Annotated in this window: 14 protein-coding genes; 5 read left to right on the forward strand and 9 right to left on the reverse strand. The window is 72.1% G+C overall.

Going from position 1 to position 16,125, the window contains the following annotated elements; translation table 11 throughout:
- The first annotated feature begins 91 nt into the window (after positions 1-91).
- Genes AB0E90_RS13365 through AB0E90_RS13375 form a run of 3 tightly spaced genes read left to right on the forward strand, consistent with a single transcriptional unit; the run spans position 92 to position 3,706 of the window.
- On the forward strand, positions 92-2,683 hold the full coding sequence (locus tag AB0E90_RS13365; protein ID WP_360403564.1) for an AAA family ATPase: 2,592 nt from the start codon (positions 92-94) through the stop codon (positions 2,681-2,683).
- 22 nt (positions 2,684-2,705) lie between these two features.
- On the forward strand, positions 2,706-3,083 hold the full coding sequence (locus AB0E90_RS13370; protein ID WP_360403566.1) for a hypothetical protein: 378 nt from the start codon (positions 2,706-2,708) through the stop codon (positions 3,081-3,083).
- The gene (locus AB0E90_RS13375) at positions 3,083-3,706 is read left to right on the forward strand and encodes a GNAT family N-acetyltransferase (RefSeq protein WP_360403568.1); all 624 of its coding nucleotides are present in this window, start codon (positions 3,083-3,085) and stop codon (positions 3,704-3,706) included. Before AB0E90_RS13370 ends, AB0E90_RS13375 begins: the two co-directional genes overlap by 1 nt.
- 561 nt (positions 3,707-4,267) lie before the next feature.
- On the opposite strand, the gene AB0E90_RS13380 is transcribed toward AB0E90_RS13375, so the two are convergent.
- Both AB0E90_RS13380 and AB0E90_RS13385 read right to left on the reverse strand, forming a co-directional pair.
- A complete protein-coding gene (locus AB0E90_RS13380) occupies positions 4,268-4,681 on the reverse strand; it encodes a GNAT family N-acetyltransferase (protein ID WP_360403570.1) in 414 nt (137 codons plus the stop codon).
- A complete protein-coding gene (locus AB0E90_RS13385) occupies positions 4,678-6,105 on the reverse strand; it encodes an MFS transporter (RefSeq protein WP_360403572.1) in 1,428 nt (475 codons plus the stop codon). Before AB0E90_RS13385 ends, AB0E90_RS13380 begins: the two co-directional genes overlap by 4 nt.
- 84 nt (positions 6,106-6,189) lie before the next feature.
- Between AB0E90_RS13385 and AB0E90_RS13390 the strand changes: the two genes are divergently transcribed.
- On the forward strand, positions 6,190-6,867 hold the full coding sequence (locus tag AB0E90_RS13390; protein WP_360403574.1) for a TetR family transcriptional regulator: 678 nt from the start codon (positions 6,190-6,192) through the stop codon (positions 6,865-6,867).
- Between the two features lie 19 nt (positions 6,868-6,886).
- Here AB0E90_RS13390 and AB0E90_RS13395 read toward each other — a convergent pair whose 3' ends face one another.
- The 6 genes from AB0E90_RS13395 to AB0E90_RS13420 are packed head-to-tail and all read right to left on the reverse strand — an operon-like array spanning position 6,887 to position 13,970.
- Entirely contained in the window at positions 6,887-8,854 is a 1,968-nt protein-coding gene (locus AB0E90_RS13395; RefSeq protein ID WP_360403576.1) for a hypothetical protein, read from the reverse strand.
- A complete protein-coding gene (locus AB0E90_RS13400) occupies positions 8,781-9,926 on the reverse strand; it encodes a hypothetical protein (protein ID WP_360403578.1) in 1,146 nt (381 codons plus the stop codon). Before AB0E90_RS13400 ends, AB0E90_RS13395 begins: the two co-directional genes overlap by 74 nt.
- Positions 9,923-10,744 (reverse strand): carbohydrate ABC transporter permease, encoded by an 822-nt coding sequence (locus tag AB0E90_RS13405; RefSeq protein ID WP_360403580.1) that lies wholly within the window; start codon positions 10,742-10,744, stop codon positions 9,923-9,925. Before AB0E90_RS13405 ends, AB0E90_RS13400 begins: the two co-directional genes overlap by 4 nt.
- A 3-nt stretch (positions 10,745-10,747) precedes the next feature.
- Positions 10,748-11,662, reverse strand: a complete 915-nt coding sequence (locus AB0E90_RS13410) for a sugar ABC transporter permease (protein ID WP_360403582.1) — start codon at positions 11,660-11,662, stop codon at positions 10,748-10,750.
- The gene (locus AB0E90_RS13415) at positions 11,662-12,948 is read right to left on the reverse strand and encodes a sugar ABC transporter substrate-binding protein (RefSeq protein ID WP_360403584.1); all 1,287 of its coding nucleotides are present in this window, start codon (positions 12,946-12,948) and stop codon (positions 11,662-11,664) included. Before AB0E90_RS13415 ends, AB0E90_RS13410 begins: the two co-directional genes overlap by 1 nt.
- Before the next feature lie 8 nt (positions 12,949-12,956).
- The gene (locus AB0E90_RS13420; protein WP_360403586.1) at positions 12,957-13,970 is read right to left on the reverse strand and encodes a LacI family DNA-binding transcriptional regulator; all 1,014 of its coding nucleotides are present in this window, start codon (positions 13,968-13,970) and stop codon (positions 12,957-12,959) included.
- A 166-nt stretch (positions 13,971-14,136) separates the two neighbouring features.
- Between AB0E90_RS13420 and AB0E90_RS13425 the strand changes: the two genes are divergently transcribed.
- Positions 14,137-15,603, forward strand: coding sequence for a carboxylesterase family protein (locus AB0E90_RS13425; RefSeq protein WP_360403588.1), 1,467 nt, complete (start codon positions 14,137-14,139; stop codon positions 15,601-15,603).
- Here the strand turns inward: AB0E90_RS13425 and AB0E90_RS13430 are convergent.
- Positions 15,591-16,052, reverse strand: a complete 462-nt coding sequence (locus AB0E90_RS13430) for a group II truncated hemoglobin (RefSeq protein ID WP_360403590.1) — start codon at positions 16,050-16,052, stop codon at positions 15,591-15,593. The two genes, AB0E90_RS13425 and AB0E90_RS13430, sit on opposite strands and share 13 nt — an antisense overlap.
- Between the last annotated feature and the right edge of the window lie 73 nt (positions 16,053-16,125).

Raw genomic sequence — 16,125 nt, forward strand, 5'->3', positions numbered from 1 at the left:
CGATCAGCGTAAACCGACAACCCACCCGAACCATAAAACCTAGAATCCTAGGATGCTGTACGGGGTGTGCCTTCCGCTAACCTCCGTGCACATGGAGATCTTGGGGCGAGCCGACGAGCTCGCTTCGCTGGCCGGTGTTCTCACCCGTCCGGGCGGGGGAGCGCTCGTCGTCCGCGGCGACGCCGGGGTCGGCAAGAGCGTGCTGCTCGCCGCGGCCGCCGGCGGAAGCGGGCACCGGGTGCTGCGGGCGGTCGGCACCGAGGCCGAGTCCGGGCTCGCCTACGCGGGCCTGCACCAACTGCTCTATCCGCTGCTCCCGCACGCGAGCAGCCTCGACCCGGAGACCCGCACCACCTTCGACACGATCTTCGGGCGCGGCGACGCCGAGCCGCCGTCGGTGCTGGCGCTCGGCGTGGCGGTCCTCGATCTGCTCGCGCTGGCCGCCGGCACGACGCCGCTGCTGCTGGTCATCGACGACGCGCACTGGCTCGACCCGCAGTCGGCGGAGGTGTGCACCTTCATCGCGCGGCGGCTGGCCGGGCACGCCGTACACCTGCTGGCTGCCGTTCGTTCCGAGGTCGCCTCCGGCTGGGATGCCGCCGGTCTGCCGTCGCTGCCGATTTCGCCGCTCGCCGCCGTGCCGGCGGCGGAGCTCCTCGCGGTGACCGCGCCCGGCCTCACCGACGCCGCCCGCGGGGAGATCCTGCGCGAGGCCCAGGGCAATCCGCTCGCCCTGGTCGAGCTGCCGCGGGCGGCCACCGCCGGCGGGGGTGAGGCGCCGTTGCCGAGCCGGCTGTTCGGCGCGCGGATCGCGGCGCTGAGCCCGGCGGTCCGGGCCTCGCTGCTGCGCGCGGCCCTGGACGGCCTCGCGGTGGCCGGCCGGACCCGCTATCAGCCGTCCGGGGTCGAGCAGGCGATCGACTGCGGTCTGCTCACGATCGATCCGGCCACCGGCGACGTGGCGTTCCGGCATCCGCTGGTGCGGTCGGCGCTGCTGCGCGCGGCCACCCCCAACGAGCGTCGCGCCGCCCACCGCGACCTGGCCCACCTGCACGAACACGACGCCGAGCGGTACGCCACGCACCTGGCGGCGGCCACCGTGGACCCGGATGACGCGGTGGCGGAGGCGCTGGAAGAGGCGGCCCACTCGGCCAGCGGCCGTGGCGGCGCGGCGTCGGCGGTGGCGATGCTGACCCGGGCGGCGGAGCTGAGCGAGACCGCGGCGGGCCGGTCGCAGCGGCTGGGCGAGGCGGCGTTCGTGGCCGCTCAGGCGGCGCTGCTCGACCAGGCGCAGCAGCTGCAGGAGACTGCCGGCCGCCCGGCCGCGGCGCTGACCCTGGCTTATGCGGCGCTCTACCGCGACGGTGACGTGCGGTCGGCGCACCGGCTGCTGGCGACGGCGCTGGCCGGCGACCTCGACCCGGACACCCGGGCCCGGCTGCTCAACCTGTTGCAGGCGATCAGCATGTTCTCGCAGAACGAGGCGCTGTGGACGGTCGCCGAGAGCTTCGTGCGGGACACCGACGGCATCAGCCTGCTCTACCGCGACGCGTGGGGCGACGTGGCGCGAACCGGGCCGGGCGTGGCCGCGCGGGTGCGCGACGAGTTCGGCCGGCTCGGCGACGGCCAGCCGTGGGACGTGATGCGGCTCGGGGTCGCGGCCTTCTTCACCGACTGCCTCGCCGAGCACCGCAACCTGGTGCGGCGGGTGGCGGCGCGGGAGGAGCACGGCGGGGCGGTGACCAACGCGATGACGCTGCTCCAGTTGGTGATGCTCGACCAGATCACCGCGGGGGAGTGGGACGAGGCCCTGGAGACCGGGCGGCGCGGTCTGGAGTTGACGATCGAGCACGAGTACGCCCTGTTCGAGCATCAGTTCTACGGCTACGCCGGGCTGGTGCACGCGTGGCGCGGGGATCTCGCGGCGGCCCGGCGGGCCGCCGATCGGCTCGACCGCTGGGCGCGGCCGCGCGGCGTCGGCTATCTCACCGAGCTGGCCGAGGCGATCGGCGCGGCGGCGGGTCTGACGTCGGGCGACTACGAGGCGGCGTACGCCTATGCGAGCGGCCTGACATCGCCGGGGACCTTCACGGCGTACTCCCAGCAGTCGGTCCGGACGTTTCTTGATCTGATCGAAGCGGCCGTGCACACCGGACGGTTGCCGCAGGCCCATGCGCATGCCGTCGCCGCCCGCGATCTCGGCCTGCCCGCGGTCTCCGGCCGGCTGTCCTTCCTGGTTGCCGCGGCCCAGGCGATGACCGACGAGCAGGGTGGCGACTTCGCGGCCGCGGTGGCGCACCCGGCGGCCGCAGAGTTCCCGTTCGAGCTGGCCCGGGTGCGTCTCGCCCACGGCATGTCGCTGCGCCGCCAGCGGGACCGCGCCGCCGCCCGCGTCGTGCTGACCGAGGCGGCCGACGCGTTCGACCGGCTCGGCGCCGCACCGTGGGCCGCCCGGGCCCGGGCCGAGCTGCGCGCAGCCGGTTCCGCAGCCGCGTCGGGCGCGGCGCCGGCGCTGACCGCGCAGGAGCGGGAGATCGCCGAGCTGGCCGCGAGCGGCCTGAGCAACAAGGAGATCGGCGCGAAGATGTTCCTGTCGCCGCGCACGGTCGGCGCCCACCTCTACCGGGTTTTCCCGAAGCTGGGCGTCTCGTCGCGTGCATCCTTGCGCGATGCCCTGTCGTGACAGCGGCTTTTACGCTCGGGTGATGACTGCGCCGCTGGTTTTCGGAGTCTTTCCGCTCGGCCTGGCCGGCGGGCGGCCGGACGGGGTCGCGTCCGGCCCGCCGGACGACTTCGCGGCGATCGAGCGGGCGTTCCAGGAGCTGCAGGGGGACGGGCCGGCGCTGCTTCCGCGGAGGTACGTGTTGTGGTCGGGCGCGGATTCCACCGCGGCCGCGCTCGCGCAGGTCGCGGCGCTCGCCGGCACCGGGCTCGGGTGGGACCTGGTGCTCTGCTACCGGGACGCCGGCGGTGAGGTGGCGGCCTGGGCGGCGTTCGTGGCGCAGGTCGTCGAGCGGCATGGGCGGGAGCTGGCCACCCTGCAGGTGGCGCGGCCTTCTACCGGCGGCCGTCCCGTCGCCTGATGCCCACGCCGTTGTCGGCGGAGCAGGCGGACGCGCTCGCGGATCGGCTGGCTTCCCTCGGCCCGTCGCTGCCCGGCGTCACCGCGGACGAGCCGACCGCCGCCGCGTTCGCCGCGGCCTGGCAGCGGCGCACCGGCGCGACGCCGGTGGCCGGCACCCGGGTTCGTCTCTACCGGCTCCGCACGCTCACTCCGCCGGCGCCCGCCGCGGCCGGCCGGGTGGGGGAGCGGGACCTCGACGAGGTCATCCGCTGGTGCGGCGAGTTCGCCACCGCGGTCGGCGACGCGCCGCCCAGTTCCTGGGCCGAGTCGGCCTTCGCCGCCAAGCACTTCACGTTCTGGGAGACGCCGGACGGCACGCCGGCCTCGATGGCGGGCACGACATCGATGGTCGCGAGGATGGTCCGGGTGGATCCGGTCTACACCCCGGCGCACCTGCGGGGCCGCGGCTACGCGGGCGCCGTGACGGTGGCGGTGAGCAGTGCAGCCCTGGCCGCCGGCGCCACCGACGTCGTCCTGTTCGCCGACCCGGGGAATCCGACGAGCACCGCCCTCTACGAGCCACTCGGCTTCGTCCCGCTCACCGACTTCGTCGCCTACGACTTCCTCGGCGGAGACTCCTAGCGGATTCGCGGCCCGCCGGTCGCCGCGAAGCTGGTGCCTCGACTGGCTTCCCTGTCGCGCTGGTCATAGGCGCCTTGCGCGATGGCTGAAGGACCAGCCGGCGTCCGGTGGTCCCAGACGGCGAGCCGCCCGCGCCGGATCGGCGGGCTCGATCTGGTCATCGGCCGCTCCGTGGCGAACCGTCGCCGGGCAGACAGCCCGGCTGACCACCTTCTGGGTGCGCCGACCACATGGCGGTCACCCATCCCGGTCAATGGACCGCCGTCCCGGACCGTGGCCGAACCGCCCACGATGCGGACCAGGCACCTCCCGAGAATTGGTCAAGCCTGACATTTCGCCGTTCAGGCCCTCGATCTTGGTGATTTCCCGCGAAATCCGAACGCCAAATTCCCTAGATCGAAACCGCGTGCGCTCGCGCCGACGACTTCGCCAGCTTCGACGATGGAGGCAGCGCAGCTGCCTGGGCGCTGTTTCGGATCACGGGTGATGGGGTGCCTGCGTAGCCGGGCAGATCATCAGATGCTTTCGATGATCCGGCTTCCCTCGTCGCTGCTCCGCCCGTCATGCTGCGCCGTGCGTCAGGCGGAGCAGGCCGGCCTGAGTGGGGCGGAAGCCGCAACTGTCCAGGTAGAAGTGCTGGAGGTGGGGTTCGAAGTCGACGTGCAGCCATTCGCAGCCGGCGGCTCGGGCCTGCTCGGCGGCGGCTTGGACCAGGCGTACACCGATGCCCTGGTGTTGATTTTCGGGGTCCACCGCGGTGTCGAGGAGGAAGGCGTGGTTGCCGCCGTCCCAGCAGACCTGGACGAAACCGGTCAGCCGGCCGGCCTCGAAAGCGCCGATCCAGGTCAGCGCGTGCCGGTCGAGGCGGGCCGCCCACGGCTGGACCGTGCCGGGGTCGGCGCCGAACGCCCGGGCGTGCAGGGCGCTCAGCTCGCGGTCGTCGACGGGGAAGCGGGGCACCAGCTCGATCGTCACTCGGGGAGGCTACTGCGGCGGGCGGCCCAGATCGCCAGCGCGGCGCAGACCGCGGTCAGGCTCAGGGTGGCCACCGTGACGGCGTTCTCGAACGATCCGGTGATGGTTGCGCTGTGGCCGATGTCGGTCAGGGCGCCGGTCAGCGAGGCGGCGACGATGGTGCCGGTCACGGCCATGCCGACGCTGGTGGCCACCTCCTGGCTGGTGTCGGTCAGGGCGGCGCCCATCGACGTCTGGTCCTCGGGCAGGCCGCGCATGACGCCGACCGCTGCGATGATCATGACGACGCGCATGCCGGCCGAGGCGAGCACGAGGGCCACCGCGATCCAGGCGTAGTGGTAGCGGCCGAGCAGGGCGTAGACGAGCAGGCCGGCGATCACCGCGGTGGCGCCGAGCGGGCCGGCCCGGTGGGTGCCGAGCTTGTCGACGAGCTTCTCCACGAACGGGCCGATCGCGATCATGGTGACGATCTGCGGGAGGTTGCCGAGCGCCGCCTCGGCCGGGCTCCAGCCCCAGACCAGCTGCAACTGGAGAGTGACGCTGTAGCTCAGGGCGGCCAGACCGAGGCCGAGTCCGGCCTGGTAGGCGAGGCTGGCCGAGACCTTCGGGCGCCGGATCAGAGCAAAATCGAAGATCGGGTGAGCGGTACGCCGTTCGTGCGCGACGAAGACGACGGCGCAGACCACGGCGCCGGCGGCGGACAGCCAGGGAGTGGGGTGTTTCCAGCCGTCCTCGACGGCGAGGGTGGCGGTCCAGAGGGCGAGGATGATCGTGGCCGTGCCGAGAAGCGCGCCGGGCAGGTCGAGCGGGGCCGGGTTGCGGTGCTCCGGCTTGTCGGCGGGAATGCCGTAACGGATGCAGACGATCGCCAGCAGGGCGATCGGCACGTTCATCACCAGCAGCGTCTGCCAGGGCAGCACCGACAGCACCAGGCCGCCGAGGGTCGGGCCGGCGGCCAGGCCGACCAGGCCGACCGTGGAGATGAAGGCGGTCGCCCGCATGATCAGGTTGTCCTGGTCGAACAGGCGGAAGCCCAGGGCCATGGTGCCGGGGGCGGTCATCGCCGCGGTGATGCCGACCGCGGCCCGCACGCCGACCAGCTCGCCGGGCGTGCGCACGGCCAGGACGGCCAGGCTGGCCAGCGCGAACAGGCCGAGGCCGACCAGCATGACCCGGCGGGTGCCGAATCGGTCGGCGATCGCGCCGAACGCGATCATCAGGCCGCCGAAGAGCAGCGAATAGCCGGAAGTGATCCACTGCAGGTCCGACGCGGAGGCGTCGAGGTCGCGGGCGATGGTCGGCAGGGCCACGTTCAGCACCGAGTTGTCGAGCATCTCCACCAGGAAGACCACCGACAGCCCAAGGATCGCGGGCCAGACCGCCCGCAGCGAGGTGGCGCGCACCTCCAGCACTTCAGTGCTCATTTTCAACCCCTTTCTCGGGTACGTCTGGAACGGCGTTCCAGTGGTTAGTTTGGAACGCCGTTCCAGGCATGTCAAGATGGGGGTATGGCACGTAACACCGCGGACGCCCTGTCCAGGGAGCGCATCGTCGGCGCCGCCGTCGAGCTGCTCGACGCGGCGGGCGAGGGCGGGCTGACGTTCCGGGCGCTGACCGAGCGGTTCAAGACCGGCCCGGGCGCGATCTACTGGCACGTGGCGAACAAGGACGAGCTGCTCGCCGCGGCCACCGACGCCGTCCTCGCCGGCCCGGCCGTCGTCGCCGAGGGCGCCTCACCGGAGGAAGCGATCCGGGCCGTCGCGCTCGGGCTGTTCGACGCGATCGACGAGCACCCGTGGCTGGCGGCGCAGCTCTCCCGCGGCCCGTTCCGGTCGGTGACGCTGGGGATCTTCGAGCGGATCGGGCAGCAGGTCCAGGCGCTCGGAGTTCCGTTCGAGGCCCAGTTCACGTCGGCGTCCGCCCTGATGAGCTACATCGTCGGCGCCGCACGCCAGAACGCCGTGAACGCGGCGAACGCCGCCATCGCCCGCACCACGCAGCCCGGCCTCGACCGCACCACGTTCCTGGCGACCGAGGCGTCCGCCTGGCGAAGCCTGGACCCGGCCGAATTCCCGTTCCTGCACGACATCGCCGCCCAGTTCCGCGACCACGACGACCGAGCTCAGTTCCTCGCCGGCGTCGACCTCATCCTGACCGGCATCACCGCCCTGCGCCCGCCGGGCTGAGCGGCGGGCGCCGCCTACATCAGGCCGTGACTACGGTGAAGCCGCCGGGCACGACCGGGGCTCGCAGGGTGGGGCCGTGGCCGGTCACGTGGGATTGCTGGATGCCGGCCGCGTCGTAGACGTCGGCCTCGGCCGGGCCGGCGACGGTGGCGGTGGTGCGGGTGACGCTGCGCAGCAGGGTGGTCGTGTGGCCCCCGCCGGTGATCACGTAGCGGGAGACCAGCGGTTCGAGCATGATCGCGTCGACCACCGCGTCGCCGCCGGTGGCGATGGCGGTCAGGCTGTCCCGGCCGGCCGGCAGTGAGCCGGCGAGCGTCACCGGAAGCAGGGCGCCGGGCGCGGGGGAGACGCCCTGCGCGCCGATCTGGTGGCGGAGAGTTCCGAGGTCGCGGCCGGCCGCGGACCAGCGGGTCACCGTCGTGCTGCCGGGTTGGCGGTTGATCACCGGCAGGACCAGGCGGTCCTGGGTGTGCGGTGGCAACTGCCAGCGGACCGAGGCGCCCGGCGGCATCTGGACGTAACTGCCGCTGAACTGGGATTCGCCGGTCCACGCCGACGGCGGGGTGACCACGGTGGCGCCGTCGGCGAGCGCGCCCGCCTCGGCCTCGACCGTCGTGGAACCCACCCGGTCGGCGATGTGCCCCTGGCGGGCGGCGGCGGCCACGTCCGGATGGGCGTCGAGGGCCAGCATGCTGAGCAGGCCGTGGATGGTGGATTCGGCGCCGGCGTTGTGGTTGACCGTGCCGTCGCCGGCGATGCCGTCGACCGTGCGGCCGGTCGCCGGGTCGTAGGCGGGTGCGCCGGACGCGTTGGCGCCGAAGTACCAGGCGGCCAGGATCCCGGCCAGCCGGCGGAAACCGGTGCGGCCGGTCGCGGCGGCGACGGCGAGGAGGGACTGGAGGCGGGAGTCCACGCCGTACGCAATCTGGCTCTTGTCTGTTCGGGTGGGCAGGCGGCCGTTGTCCGGGCCGCCGGAGGTGAGCAGCCACGGGGTGAAGGTCGCGGCGTCGGTCACGGCCGGGCGGATCAGGCTGCCGTCGCCGAGGACGGCGCCGGCCCGGGCGAGAGCGGCGGGCATCTGCGACGCCCACGCATGCCAGTCCGACAGAGACAGAGCCCACGGGAGTACGGCGCCGAACGGCCACGTCCGCACCCCTCCGTCGGCCAGCGCCGCAATCCCCTCGGCGAACTGCCGCAACGCCCGCCGTGCCGGCCCACCTGCGGAACAGTAGGCGGCGAGGCCCAGCACTGCCTCGGCGGTGGCGTCGGCGCCGTCGACGATCAGCCAGGCGGGGGTGCGCCGGCCGTCGACGGTCTGCCAGGTGCCGTAGCGGGTCAGCACCTGACGGTCGAGCGCGGTGATCGCCAGGTCGAGGCGTTGCCGCAGGAACGTGGCGAAGCCCGGGTCGGCGGTGCGCCAGGCGGCGTAGCCCTCGCCGAGCGCCCACACCGTGCGGGCCAGCCAGTACGACGGGCCGCTGTCGGAGGGCGACGGCTGCTCCGGTGGGTCGGCGCTCGGGTGCAGGGTGCCGTCGGGCTGCATCCACAGGATCACGTTGCCGGCGTTCGGGCCGGTCGCGGTCTGCAGGTAGGTGAGGCCGCGGAGCAGCTGGTAGGAGGCATCCCGGCTGCTCACGGAGCCGGTCTGCCGCCAATGTCGCAGGTAGACCACGGCGGCGCGGGCGATGTCGTCGGAGTTGTAGGCGCCCTGTCCGTAGGTGCCGGTGGCGGCGTCGTAGGTTCCGCCGCCGATCCGCCGGTAGGTGCCGTCGGGGTTGGGTTCGGCGTAGGTCCACAGCACGCCGATCGGCCCGTTCCGATAGGTGGTGTGGCCGGCCTGCACGGGCGGGCTGACCCGATCGCGCAGGAAGTCGAGGTGGGCGAGATTGGTGAGGCGGGCCGCCGGACGAGCTTCAGCCGGCGTGGAACCCAGCAGCGGAGCGGTCAGTGCCAGTCCACTGCTCATCAGAACGGAACGGCGTTTCATCGCGCACTCCTTCAATTCGGTCCAGGCGGGCGACGCCGATCTTGGTGTCGGCCATGCCGTAGAAGACGTAGTGGACGCCGTCGACCTGCTCGATCGCGGTCGGGAAGACGACCTTGGGCACGACGCCGTGCCGTTCCTCGGCGGTTTCCGGCACGAAGATCGGTTCGGCGGTACGGGCCAGGACGCGGCCCGGGTCGGCCGGGTCGAGCAGCATCGCCCCGGCGGCGTAGGTGACGTCCTGGCCGGTCGGGTCCCAGCCGGGCGGGATGTAGCCGGTGACGCCGTGATGGAGGACCAGCCAGCCCTCGGGCACCCGCAGCGGCGGCGGCCCCGCCCCGATCTTGAGCTCCTCGTAGGCGAATTCGGGCAGCGCCACACAGCGGTGGTCGCGCAGCCGGACCAGCGTGGTGATGTCGGCCTCGACCTCGTCGGCCGGCACGTAGGAGATCCAGATGCCGGCCCGCTCGTCGGTGATCCCGGCGGGCAGGTGCACTCCTTCGCCGGCGCGCAGCCAGCCGAGGTCCCACATCGGCCGGTGCAGCATCGCGTAGCAGTCGCGGCCGTCCGGCCCCGGAACCGGCTCGGGGAAGAAGACGGCGTCCTTGTTGGGGAACAGGTTGAGGTCGGTGTCCAGGCCGGGCTGGTAGTTGAACTGCACCGGGCCGAGCCGCCGCCAGCTGCGCAGATCGTCGGAGACGGCGAGGGCGAGGCGGGGGCCGAGCGGTCCGAAGGCGACGTACGTCATGAGGTGCCGCCCCAACCGGGGCACCCACGTGGTCCGCGGGTCCTCCACCCCGGCGTTGGACAGGCCGCGTTCCCAGCCCTCGTCCGGCGCCAGGATGACGCCCTCGCGCCGGACCCCGACCGGCACCCCGTCGCGCAGCTCGACCTCGGCGAGGCCGACCCGGGAGACGTTGCCGGCCGCGACCATCCGGGGCAGCAGGTGCAGCCGCCCGTCGGGGGTGCGGCCGCTGGCCGGGTTGAGGACGCCGAACGCCTCCAGCGGCGAGGACGGGTCCGGTTCCATCACGACGCCGAGCCTGGTCATCGCGTACGGGAAAGCGTCTTTCATCCCTTCACCCCGGATCCGAGGTCGGTGGACACGAAGTGGCGCTGGAACGCGATGAACAGGGCGACCGCGGGCGCGGCGAGCACGCACGCGCCGGCCAGGATCGCGCCGAACGGGTTGGAGGCCCGCGAGGCCACGTTGCTGATGTAGTTGGCCAGCGAGACCGCGAGGGGTTGCATGTCGGCCTGTTTGGTGACCAGGAACGGCCACAGGAACTCGTTCCACGGGCCGATGAACGTCAGCAGCACCGCGGTCAGCAGCGCCGGCCGCACCAGCGGCAACGCCACCGACCAGAGGATCCGCAGCTCACCGGCGCCGTCGAGGCGGGCGGCGGCGAACAGCTCGTCCGGCAACTGCAGGAAGAACTGCCGGAAGACGAACACCGCCGTGGTGTTGATCGCGAACGGCAGGATCATCCCGAGGTACGAGTCGGCCAGGCCGTAGCCGCGCACGATCAGCACGTACAGCGGGATGAGCATCAGCTGGAACGGGATGACCTGCACGAGCAGGACCACCACGAACAGGGTGCCGCGGCCGCGGAAGTGCAGGCGGGCCAGGGCGTAACCGGCGAGGACACCGAACACGACGGTGCCCAGCAGCACCCCGCCGGTGAAGATCCCCGAGTTGATCAGCGAGCGCAGCAGGTCGACGCGGGAGTTGATGTCGGCGTAGTTGTCCAGCGTCAGCCCGTGGGTCGGGAACGCGCCGCGCACCGAGGTGTCCGGCGCGGACTGCAGCGAGCCGATCAGCATGTAGTAGAAGGGGAACAGGAACGCGAGCGCGCCGGCGAACAGCACGACGTAGCGCAACCATCGAGTCATCTCTCAGTCCCTTTCGATGAAACGACGATTGATGTACGCGACGACCAGCACCCCGATGACCAGCAGCACCCCGAGGGCGGCCGCGAAGTCGGGTTCGCCCTGCTGCAGGCCCCGCTGGTACATGACCAGGACCGGCGAGGCGGACGCGCCGTTCGGGCCGCCGCCCCCGGTCAGCAGGTAGGGCTCGGTGAACAGGTTCGCGCCGGTGATCAGCGCCAGGATCACCACCAGCGCGGTGGCCGGTCGGACCGCCGGCACGGTCACCGACCAGAACCGGTTCCACGCGTTCGCGCCGTCGACCGAGGCCGACTCGTACAGCTCCTTCGGCACGTTCTGCAGCGCGGCCAGGTAGAGCAGGATGAAGAAGCCGAGCTGCTTCCAGGTCACGAAGATCGCGATGACCGGCATGGCCAGGTGGTCGTTGACCAGCCAGGACGGATCCGGGGCCAGGGGACCCAGGGCGGAGTTGACCAGGCCGCCCGAGTTGAACAGGAACATCCACACGCCGACCACGGCCACGCTGGCCGTCACGTACGGGACGTAGAACGCGACCCGCAGGAACGTCCGGGCGTGCACCACGCTGTTCAGCGCCACCGCCAGCACGATCGCCAGCGCGGTGGTCAGCGGCACGTTGATCACCAGGAAGACCACGATGTTGCCGAACGCCTGCCGCACGCCCGGATCGCTCAGCACCGCCCGGTAGTTGTCGAGGCCGACGAACGGGTGGTCGACGATGGCCCCGGGCGCGGCGAAGAAGTAGTCGTGGAAGCTCATCCACACCGCGAACCCGAACGGATACGCGAAGATCACGGCGATGTAGACGGCGTACGGCGCGGACAGGATCATCCCGACCGGGTGGCGGCCGAGAATGGCCGCCGCCCGGCTCCGCTTCGCGCCGCCACCGAGGGCGGCCGTCATCAGGACCCGCTCGCCAGCTGGTCGACCTTCTGCGCGGCTGTTCCGAAGGAGTCCGCGATCGGCTGCTTACCGAAGATCACCGACTGGGAGTACGCGTCCCGGAAGGCCTGCCAGATCGCCACCGAGTTGGGCACGTTCGGCACCTCGACCGTGCGGGCCGCGAAGTCGGCGAACTGCTTGTACTCCGGCTTCTGGCTGAAGTAGTCGGGGTAGGCGGCGGCCAGGTCCTTGCGCAGCGGCATCTGACCGGTCGTGGTCAGCAGCGCCCCGTCCTGCTCCTTGCTGGTGGCGAACTTGATGACCTCCCAGGCGGTGGCCCGGTTCTGGCAGGCGCTGTACATCGCCACGTTCTTCGCGTCGCTGAATGTCTTGATCTGATCGGCCGGCTTGCCGGTGGAGGTCGGCACCGGCACCGCGCCCCACTTCACCTTGCTGCCGTAGACCGCGATCGCCCACGGGCCGACGATCGCCATGGCCGACTTCTTGTCGGCGAACGCGTCGCCGTTGTACGCCTCCTTGGGGGCCAGGCCCTCGTCGTACAGCGTCTTCCAGAAGTTGGCGACCTTCTGCCCTTCGGGCGAGTTGAAGGTGGCCTTGTTGTCCTCGACCAGTTGCTTGCCGCCGGTCTCCGCGGCGTACAGCGGGTAGAAGTCGAACCAGGACTGGTAGAACTCGCTGGTCGGCGCCGGGTAGATGGCGAACGGCGCGGCCCCCGACGCCTTGATCTTGCGGGCGGCGGCGAGGAAATCGTCGTACGTGCTCAGGGCCGGCTTTTCCGGGTCGAGACCGGCCTTCGCGAAGACGTCCTTGTTGTAGAAGATCATGACCGGGTTGGACTTCCACGGCATCTGGTAGAACTTGCCGTCCGGTGACTTGTATTGATCAGCGGTCTCGCCGGTCCGGTCGGCGATGTAGGCCGCGGCGCCGTCGAACGTGTCCAGCGCGACCAGGCCGCCCTGCTTCTGGAACTGCGGCACCGCGGCCGGCGAAGTGTTGAAGATCAGGCACGGCGCGTTGCCGGCGGTGATCGCGGCGCCGATGACCTCTTCGGAGCTCTTGCCGGCCGGAATCTCCTGCGCGGTGATCTTCTGGTCGGCGTGCGCGGTGTTCCAGGCGTCGACCATGGCCTTGCCCCAGGCCAGTTCTTCCTGGTTGTTGGACAGCCAGACGGTGATCGGACCGGACGCGGCGTTCGCCGTCTTGGCGTCGCCGCCGCCGCTGCCGTCACAGCCGGCGGCAACAACAAGGGTCATGGAGAGGAGTACGGCCGGGAGGGTGCGTTTCATCGTGGCTCCTAGCTTCGTTGCGGGGAGGTGGTGGAGGCGCGGACGACCAGGTGCGTGTCGGGCACCGGCACGTCGTCGGTGATGCCGTCCTCGATGAGGTCGAGCAGGGCGCCCGCGGCCGACCGTCCCCAGACGAACGGATCGGTCCGGACCGTGGTGAGCGGCGGATTCACGTACGCCGCCAGATCGGTGTTGTCGAAACCGGTGATGGACAGTTGCGCGGGCACGGCGATGCCGAGCTCCTGCGCGACCGACAGCCCGGCGATGGCCATCAGGTCGTTGGCGTAGACGATCGCGGTCGGCCGGTCGGCCGTGTCCAGCAGCGCCCGGGTGGCCGCCGCGCCGCCGGCCGCCGAGAAGTCGGCCTCGACGACCCGTCCTTGCGTGCCCAGCGTTTCCGCCCACGCCTGCCGCCGGACGCGTCCGTGCAGGAAGTGGGCGGGACCGGCCACGTGGGCGATGTCGCGGTGCCCGAGGCCGATCAGGTGCCGCACCGCGGCGGCGATGCCCGGCCGGTCGTCGACCAGCAGCGCCGGGAAGTCGCTGGGCACGTCCGGGCGGGCGATGGTGACGGCCGGCATCCCCAAATCCCGCAGCAGGGCGATGCGCGGGTCGGCGACGCGCAGATCGAGCAGGAACACCCCGTCGACCCGGCCGTCGGCGTGCAGCCGGCGGTAGCCCGCCTCCTCCTCGTCCTCCGGCACCACCTGCAGGACCAGGACCTGGCCGCGGTCGGAGAGGGTCCGCTCGACGCCGGCGATGAACGCCGGGAAGAACGGGTCGGCGCCGAGGACCTCGGGCGGTCGCGCGAGGACCAGGCCGACCGCGAACGAGCGGGAGACCGACAGCGCGCGGGCCCGGTGACTCGGCGTCCAGCCGAGCTCGCTCGCGGCGTCGAGAATGCGCAACCGGGTCGCCTCGGCGACGCCGGGCCGTCCGTTCAGGACGAACGACACGGTGCCCTTGGAGACGCCGGCGACGCGCGCGACGTCGCGGATCGTGGGCCGGTCCGGCCTGGTCATGGCACCTCCCCGAATCTTCTAAACCGGTTTGAGCCCGAACGTAAGACGGCGGCCACACTCTCGCAATCGGAGGGAAACAATTGGAGATCGAGATCCGGAAATATCCGGCCAAGCCGTGCCGGGTAAATCGGTGGCCCGCCGGCCGGTTCTGCGTCAGGATCCGGCCATGTCGATTGCTGTCCGGGTCACCGGTGGAACGCTGCGCGGCCGCTGGGAATCGGGGGTCGCGGTGTTCCGCGGGATCCCCTACGCGGCGCCGCCGGTCGGGCCGGACCGGTTCGCCGCGCCGCGCCCGCCCGAGAGCTGGGACGGCGAGCGGCCGGCCGAGTCGTTCGGGGCACCACCGCCGCAGAGCTACGTGTTCGGCGGGGGCGGCGGTCCGTCGGGCGACGACTGGCTGACGGTCAACGTGTGGTCACCCGAGCCCGCGCCGTCGGCGAAGCTCCCGGTGCTGGTGTGGATCTACGGCGGGGCCTACACGATCGGGTCGTCGAGCCGGGCCGAGTACGACGGCGGTCACCTCGCCCGGGACGGCGTCGTCCTGGTGACCTTCAATTACCGCCTCCAGATGGAGGGCTTCGCCGCGATCGAGGGCGCGCCGGCCAACCGGGGGCTGCTCGACCAGGTCGCGGCGCTGGAATGGGTGCGCGACAACATCGCGGCCTTCGGCGGCGACCCGGCCCGGGTGACGATCTTCGGCGAGTCTGCCGGTGGCGGGTCGGTCGCCGCCCTGCTGGCCATGCCCCGCGCCGCCGGGCTGTTCCGGGCCGCCGTCGTGCAGAGCATGCCCGGCCCGTTCTTCGCGCCCGCGCTCGCCGCCGACATCGCCGGGGCCTGCGCGGCCGAGCTGGGGCGCAAGCCGACCGCCGCGGACCTCGCCGAGGTGGACCCGCTCCGGCTCGCCGCCGCCGGTGACGCCGTCACCGCCGTCGCGGACACGCACGTGGACCGGTGGGGCGCGCCCGCCTACCGGTCGATCGTGTTCGCGCCGGTCGTCGACGGCGACGTCCTGCCGGCCACACCGTGGCAGGCCCTGGCCGCCGGCGCCGCCCGCGACGTCACCCTGCTGGCCGGGCACACCCGCGACGAGCAGCGGCTGTTCACCGCGTTCGGCGGCCCGCCCGGCCCGGTGGAGACCGCGCTCGAGATGCTCGCCCCCGGCCCCTACGCCAGTTCCTATCCGGATGCCGGGCCCGACCAGATCTACGAGCTGGTCCACTCCGACTGGCTGTTCCGGATGCCGACCGTGCACCTGGCCGACGCGCACGTCGCCGGCGGCGGCCGGGCCTACTTCTACGAGCTGACCTGGCCCGCCCCGGGCCTGGGCGGCGCCCTCGGCGCCTGCCACGGCCTCGACGTGCCGCTGGTGTTCGGCAACCTCACCAGCGGGCAGCCCGCCATGCTCATCGGCTCACCGCCCGGCCCGGAGGCGGTCGAACTGTCCGCCCGGATGCGGGCCGCCTGGACCGCCTTCGCCACCCACGGCGATCCGGGCTGGCCCGCCTACACCCCGTCGGAGCGACTGACCCAGATCTTCGACGTCGACGGCGCGGTCACCGCGTACCCGGAGATGGCCTCGTATGTGATCTGGCGAAGCCATTCCTTCGAGGCCCTCGGGCTTCAGCCCAGGTAGGGCGGCGCCACGCCCCAGCCCCAGTGCGGCACCGGGGCCTGCGGGGGTGGGGTCGCGCCCGGCTGCGAATTGGCGAGGGCCAGCCGGGTGCCCCACTCGAGGTAGCCCATGAACGCGGCCCGGAACTCGGGATCGGCGGGCAGCCCCACGTCGTCGGCGGCGTCGGCCAGCAGGTTGACCCAGCGGCGGCGCTGCGGCTCGGTGATCGCCTTGCCGAGGTGATGGCCGAGCATGTGGGCGTAGCCGCCGCGTTCCTTGGTGTAGCGCTCGGGGCCGCCGAACACCTCGGCCAGCCACATCGCGACGTAGCGCGGATGGGCCGGGTCCATGTGCGCGAAGAGCGGGCCGACCACGTCGTCGGCCACCACCTTCTCGTAGAACCGGTCGGTGAGTCGCTCGAAGGCCTCGGCGCCGCCGGCCCACTCGTACAGGCTGGGAGGGTTCGTCATCCGTCCATCCTAGAGCCTGTAAGCGTGTAATCATGTAATCGCTGCGATGTTCATGAACCGATCGAGCCGTTTC

The sequence above is a fragment of the Actinoplanes sp. NPDC026619 genome (genome assembly GCF_040638295.1).
Classification (GTDB): domain Bacteria; phylum Actinomycetota; class Actinomycetes; order Mycobacteriales; family Micromonosporaceae; genus Actinoplanes.

What these genes read in the sequence shown, in the direction of transcription:
- AB0E90_RS13365 (WP_360403564.1), top strand. Translation starts at nt 92, where the DNA reads ATGGAGATCTTGGGGCGAGCCGACGAGCTCGCTTCGCTGGCCGGTGTT.
- AB0E90_RS13370 (WP_360403566.1), top strand. Translation starts at nt 2,706, where the DNA reads ATGACTGCGCCGCTGGTTTTCGGAGTCTTTCCGCTCGGCCTGGCCGGC.
- AB0E90_RS13375 (WP_360403568.1), top strand. Translation starts at nt 3,083, where the DNA reads ATGCCCACGCCGTTGTCGGCGGAGCAGGCGGACGCGCTCGCGGATCGG.
- AB0E90_RS13385 (WP_360403572.1), bottom strand. Translation starts at nt 6,105, where the DNA reads ATGAGCACTGAAGTGCTGGAGGTGCGCGCCACCTCGCTGCGGGCGGTC.
- AB0E90_RS13390 (WP_360403574.1), top strand. Translation starts at nt 6,190, where the DNA reads ATGGCACGTAACACCGCGGACGCCCTGTCCAGGGAGCGCATCGTCGGC.
- AB0E90_RS13395 (WP_360403576.1), bottom strand. Translation starts at nt 8,854, where the DNA reads ATGAAACGCCGTTCCGTTCTGATGAGCAGTGGACTGGCACTGACCGCT.
- AB0E90_RS13400 (WP_360403578.1), bottom strand. Translation starts at nt 9,926, where the DNA reads ATGAAAGACGCTTTCCCGTACGCGATGACCAGGCTCGGCGTCGTGATG.
- AB0E90_RS13405 (WP_360403580.1), bottom strand. Translation starts at nt 10,744, where the DNA reads ATGACTCGATGGTTGCGCTACGTCGTGCTGTTCGCCGGCGCGCTCGCG.
- AB0E90_RS13410 (WP_360403582.1), bottom strand. Translation starts at nt 11,662, where the DNA reads ATGACGGCCGCCCTCGGTGGCGGCGCGAAGCGGAGCCGGGCGGCGGCC.
- AB0E90_RS13415 (WP_360403584.1), bottom strand. Translation starts at nt 12,948, where the DNA reads ATGAAACGCACCCTCCCGGCCGTACTCCTCTCCATGACCCTTGTTGTT.
- AB0E90_RS13420 (WP_360403586.1), bottom strand. Translation starts at nt 13,970, where the DNA reads ATGACCAGGCCGGACCGGCCCACGATCCGCGACGTCGCGCGCGTCGCC.
- AB0E90_RS13425 (WP_360403588.1), top strand. Translation starts at nt 14,137, where the DNA reads ATGTCGATTGCTGTCCGGGTCACCGGTGGAACGCTGCGCGGCCGCTGG.
- AB0E90_RS13430 (WP_360403590.1), bottom strand. Translation starts at nt 16,052, where the DNA reads ATGACGAACCCTCCCAGCCTGTACGAGTGGGCCGGCGGCGCCGAGGCC.